Genomic DNA, 4,610 nt, shown 5'->3' with positions numbered 1-4,610 from the left:
CAGCGACGAGCATCGACCTCGGATATGTCCCCATCCATGAACAGCTCAACGAGCTAACCCGACAACCGTCACGGTAAGCACCGTTGCAGTACTAGGGCCCGTCTTCAAAGCTGATCAAGTGATGAGGGATCATGGCGGCCATGGTGCGTCGTCATGAGCTTTCGGATGCCGAGTGGGCTGTGCTGTCACGGTTCCTGCCCGCTTCGGGGGTTGCCGGTCGTCCGCGGTCGGACGACCGGCTGGTTCTGAACGGGATCGTGTGGAAGCTGCGGACCGGCACGTCCTGGCGGGACGTGCCGGAACGCTACGGCTCCTGGCAGACCCTCTACACACGTTTCCGCAGGTGGGCGCTGGACGGAACATTCTCCCGGATGCTCCACGCGATCCAGGCCGAGAAGGACGCGGCCGGGGACATCGACTGGCTGGTCTCCGTCGACTCCACGATCGTGCGGGCCCACCAGCACGCCACCGGCGGTAAAAAGGGGCACGCGACCGGGACGAAACGGGTGATCACGCCCTCGGCCGGTCCCGTGGAGGACTGGGCACCAAGCTCCACCTGGCCTGCGACGGACGCGGCCGCCCGCTCGGCTTCGTCCTGACCGGCGGCAACGCCAACGACTGCACCCGCCTGGAACCGGTCCTGGAGTCGATCCGAGTACCCAGGGTCGGGCCGGGGCGAGCGCGCACCCGGCCCGACCACGTCATCGCCGACAAGGGCTACAGCTCACGCAAGATCCGCGCCTACCTGCGACGACGCGGCATCCCGCACACCATCCCCGAGCGCGTCGACCAGGCCCTCGGCCGCCTCAACCGCGGCTCGCGCGGCGGCCGGCCGCCCGGCTTCGACCGACGCGTCTACCGACTCCGCAACGTCGTCGAACGCTGCTTCAACCGGTTGAAGCAGTGGCGAGGCCTGGCGACCCGCTACGACAAGACCCGCGAGTCCTACCATGCCGCCGTCACCATCGCCTCGATCCTGCTCTGGATCTGATCTTTGAAGACGGACCCTAGGGGCCGACGACGGGCATCACGGGACCTCCCGTGATGCCCGCGGTGCGGACGGCGCCGCCCGCCGTCAGCTGCGGCCGGTGACGTAGAGGGGCTTCATGTCGACGACCGTCGCGGTGACGGTGTGCCCCAGGCCCTCGCGGGCGGCGTTGGTGAGCACGCCCGGGTCGGCCTCGGCGTGCTCGGCGAACAGGCCGCCGAGGCCCCGGGCGCGGGCGTACTCGGCCTTGGCACGGACGGAGCGCGGGGTGTCGAGGGAGAGGAAGACGCCGGTGCTGGGGTTGTGGAGGTAGTCGGCGTCGGCGACGACGTCCGTGTACAGCTCGAAGCCGTTGCGGCCCTTGCCCTGCTCCAGGTCGAGGTAGTTGCGCAGCACGTCGGCGCAGGTGCTCGTGCCGGGCGCGAAGGAGCCGACCGTCTCGCCCGAGCCGTTGTCGTACCTGCCGCGCAGGGGCGAAATGCCGGTGATGCTCGCGTGCTTGGCGTTGCGGGTGGTGGTGGCGTAGCCGAGGTGGATGCGGTGAGGCGCCACGCCGGCGTGCTCGATGAGGTGGGTGACGGCGTTGTCGACGCAGTCCGTCTGGCTGCTGTTCTGATCGCGGCGCAGCGAGGTGTGGTGCCCGAGCTTCTCGGACCAGGGGCTGCCGAAGAAGTCGAAGGACATCAGGTCCAGTCGGTCGGCGCCGGCCTCGATGAGGAGCGGGACGTTCATCGCGTCGAGTTGGGCGGCGGAGGCCGGCACCGCGACGGCGATCGTCGCGCTCCGGTCGGCGGCGGACAGCGCGGCCCTGGTCTCGCGGATGAGCTCGGCATAGTTCCCGGCGTCCTCCGGGCCGTACCCGGCCTCCGGGGCGCCGGCCGAGCCGGGCCAGCGCCAGTCCAGGTGGAGGGTGGAGAACATCGGGAAGGCACGGAAGACCCGTACGACGGACTGGGCGAACCGCCGCCGCGAGGCGGGCTCCTGGGCGATGGAGTGGAACGCCTCGCTCAGGTCCCAGCCGCCGATGTGCAGGCCGACCGAGAGGTTCGGGTTGCGCTCCTTGAGGCGCCGGGCGGCACCCAGCAGGCCCTGGGCCTTCGGCTGGGTGAACAGGTCCTGGTAGTCGTTGGAGACCCAGCCGTCGAACCCGTAGCCGAGGTAGGCGGCGGCCGCGCTCCAGGCGTCGATGAAGGTCACGGCGCCGCGCTCGGAGGAGGCGATGCCGAAGTCCTGGGCGGCCTGGGCGGTGGCGGCCGCCAGGCTGCCCTGGCCGCCGACGAGGCCGACCAGGCCGAGGACGATCTCGTCGAAGGCGCCGTTCGCGGCCTCCAGCCGGGTCAGGTCCGCGCCCGGCCCGCCGGTGGGGCCGCCGCTGTCGTCGGTCAGACGGCTGTCGTAGGCCCAGGTGGTGTCCAGGAAGCCGGACACGGTCTGCTCGCCGCTGCGCCGGTAGGTGTTGAAGGCGGGCTTGGCGACCCGGCAGGGGGTGTAGGAGAGCTTCGAGTCCTCCCGCGCCGGGTCGAAGCCGTTCATCTTGTACGTGCGTTCGGCCGCGTCCACGGCGTGGCCGTTGAGGCCGGGGTCGGACGGGTACACCAGCTCGCTCATGGCATGCGCTCCCTGTGGTGGTGATGACGGAATGCGCCCGGATCGACGCCGGGCGTGATCACGCTTGGGAGCGTAATGGCGGGAGCTGTGCGCGTGGGGCAGTTCGGATGAACTGGTTGACGGTCGATCAGATGAGCGGTAATGCAGACGCCGTTCGCCGCGGGGGGCGCGGTGAGCGGCGCCGGGTGCGGCCTCGGGGATCAGTGGAACCAGCCTGCTGGTGACCGGCTGTGATCGCCGGCGCCGTATCGGCTCCAGGTCCCGGCCCTCGGTCAGTGGTTCGCATCGAGGGCGCCGTTGGCGAGCAGCGCGCGGAGTTTGAGGACGGTTTCGGCGCCTGACCCTCGACGCCGACGGCGTTTCGAGGAGGCGCCGGGCACCTCCAGCGGCCTCCACCCCCTCCAGCGCCCGAAGTTCCGCGAACCGCTCACCTGTGCGCGGCCGGGCGACACCGTGCACATCTGCGAGATGTTCCGCCTCGTACGGGGCACCGGGCACATCCTCGACGTGCTCGACGTGCTCCACCGCGACCGCCTCGCCCTGCACCGTCCCCGAGCTGCCGGTCACGCTCGACATCCGGGCACGGTCGCCGACTTCCTCCGCACCACCGAGCTGGAGTCCGCCGGCCCACCGCCCTCGATCAGGGCGTCACGGTGCGGCGCGGCCAGGGCTACACCCTGCGCGTCACCGCCGTCCCCGCGGTCCACCGCCAGCTGCTCGACGGCACTCAGAAGCTGTTGTCGTACCGATCAAGCGGCTTGCCGATCGAACGAGGGTCTCGATCGAGTGATCGAGGGCTCAGGGAACGTCCAAGTCCACACCGGCAAGCTCCGGCATCGCCCGGAGGAAGTCCGGAACACTTGCGAGTTCGTCCAGGCGCAGTTCATATGCCGAGATCCTGCGCGCATAGTCGGCAGCCAGGTCATCGACCCGGTGCCGCAGATCGGCGCGCGACGCCACCATGACCGAGTCGTAGTAGTCGAAATCCGAGCCGATCGTCAGGTCCACGAACACCCCTTCTCCCTCAAGGACTTCGGCCAGAGTAGGGGGAGTCGGGCCGCTCAACGCGCTCACCAGACGCTGGCGACGCTCCGGTCCGGGGGCGACTGCGAACACCGTGGTCTCCGACGAGGCATCGAAGATCACCGCATGCAGCGCGGATACCAGGTCGCGAGGCGTCGACAACCGGAACAAGCCTGCACGACCGGCATGGTCCAGCTCCGCGGCGGTCGGCTCCACCCGAAGGGGCTTTGCCGTACGACCAGGTACGAAGCCCTTGTCCCGTGTGGTGGAGGTCGGCGCTTTGGCGTCGACCTCGTACTCCCAGCTCACCAGCATCGGCGTTTGCTCCAGGAAACGCTCGGCGTCGTCGCAGTAGTACGTCGGGATCACATAGCGGTCCAGGCCGGCCGTCAGACGCCACACCAGGCCCACATAGACGGCGACTTCCTCCATGTTGTTGTTGTTCACCGCCCACTCGGTGTACGGCGTCCCCTCCTCAGGCCATTCCTGCCACAGGCCAGGCCAGTGCCGAGTCACCGCCAGGTCATTGCCGGGGAGGTAGTGGAAGCGATGGACGCCGTCTGTCGTGGCGGCCTCGAAACGGATCGGATGCACCGCGCCAACCTAGCGTCGGGCAGCTCGGCGACGATGCTCATGACCCGGCGCCTTGCCCAGCCGCGGCCTTCGCGAGCGTGAACCGGCCCGGTGCCGGCAACAGCCACTCAGGGCTTCCCGGCGGTCCCGGCCCGGGCGGTGGGCGGTGGGCGGTCAGGCGGTGAAGCGGGGGTCGTGGGCTTCGATGGCTTGGACGAAGGCGGTCCATTCGGCCTGGTCGAAGGCGAGGTGGGGGCGGCCGGGGTTCTTGTCGTCGCCGAGCCAGACGTCGCCGTTGTCGAAGCGCGCGATGATCACGCAGTCGCCGTTGCCTTCTGCGGAGAAGGGGGACTTGGCCCAGTCGGCGTCGGTGGGGTTGTGGTCGTAGGGGTCGTGGCGGTCGCGCATCTTGGCCTCC

At 69.7% G+C, this 4,610-nt stretch carries 4 protein-coding genes; 1 reads left to right on the top strand and 3 read right to left on the bottom strand.

Annotated elements, in window-relative coordinates:
• Positions 1-140 precede the first annotated feature (140 nt).
• Positions 141-991, top strand: a protein-coding gene (locus tag ACFVHI_RS16705; RefSeq protein WP_380339866.1) for an IS5 family transposase whose coding sequence is annotated in 2 segments (ribosomal slippage) — positions 141-495 and positions 495-991 — 852 coding nt in all. Because the reading frame shifts where the segments join, the coding sequence is not laid out codon by codon here.
• A gap of 84 nt (positions 992-1,075) precedes the next feature.
• On the opposite strand, the gene ACFVHI_RS16700 is transcribed toward ACFVHI_RS16705, so the two are convergent.
• From ACFVHI_RS16700 to ACFVHI_RS16690, 3 genes are all read right to left on the bottom strand, one after another.
• Positions 1,076-2,596: a glycosyl hydrolase family 18 protein gene (locus ACFVHI_RS16700; RefSeq protein ID WP_380339863.1), complete on the bottom strand. Its 1,521-nt coding sequence runs from the start codon at positions 2,594-2,596 to the stop codon at positions 1,076-1,078.
• A gap of 798 nt (positions 2,597-3,394) precedes the next feature.
• The gene (locus tag ACFVHI_RS16695) at positions 3,395-4,213 is read right to left on the bottom strand and encodes a hypothetical protein (RefSeq protein ID WP_380339860.1); all 819 of its coding nucleotides are present in this window, start codon (positions 4,211-4,213) and stop codon (positions 3,395-3,397) included.
• Between the two features lie 153 nt (positions 4,214-4,366).
• Positions 4,367-4,610: DUF397 domain-containing protein (locus ACFVHI_RS16690; protein ID WP_380339857.1), on the bottom strand; the 244-nt coding region annotated here is incomplete at its 5' end.

It is taken from the genome of Kitasatospora sp. NPDC127121 (genome assembly GCF_042677305.1).
Classification (GTDB): Bacteria; Actinomycetota; Actinomycetes; order Streptomycetales; family Streptomycetaceae; genus Kitasatospora.
This window is presented reverse-complemented; position numbering and strand designations above follow the sequence as displayed.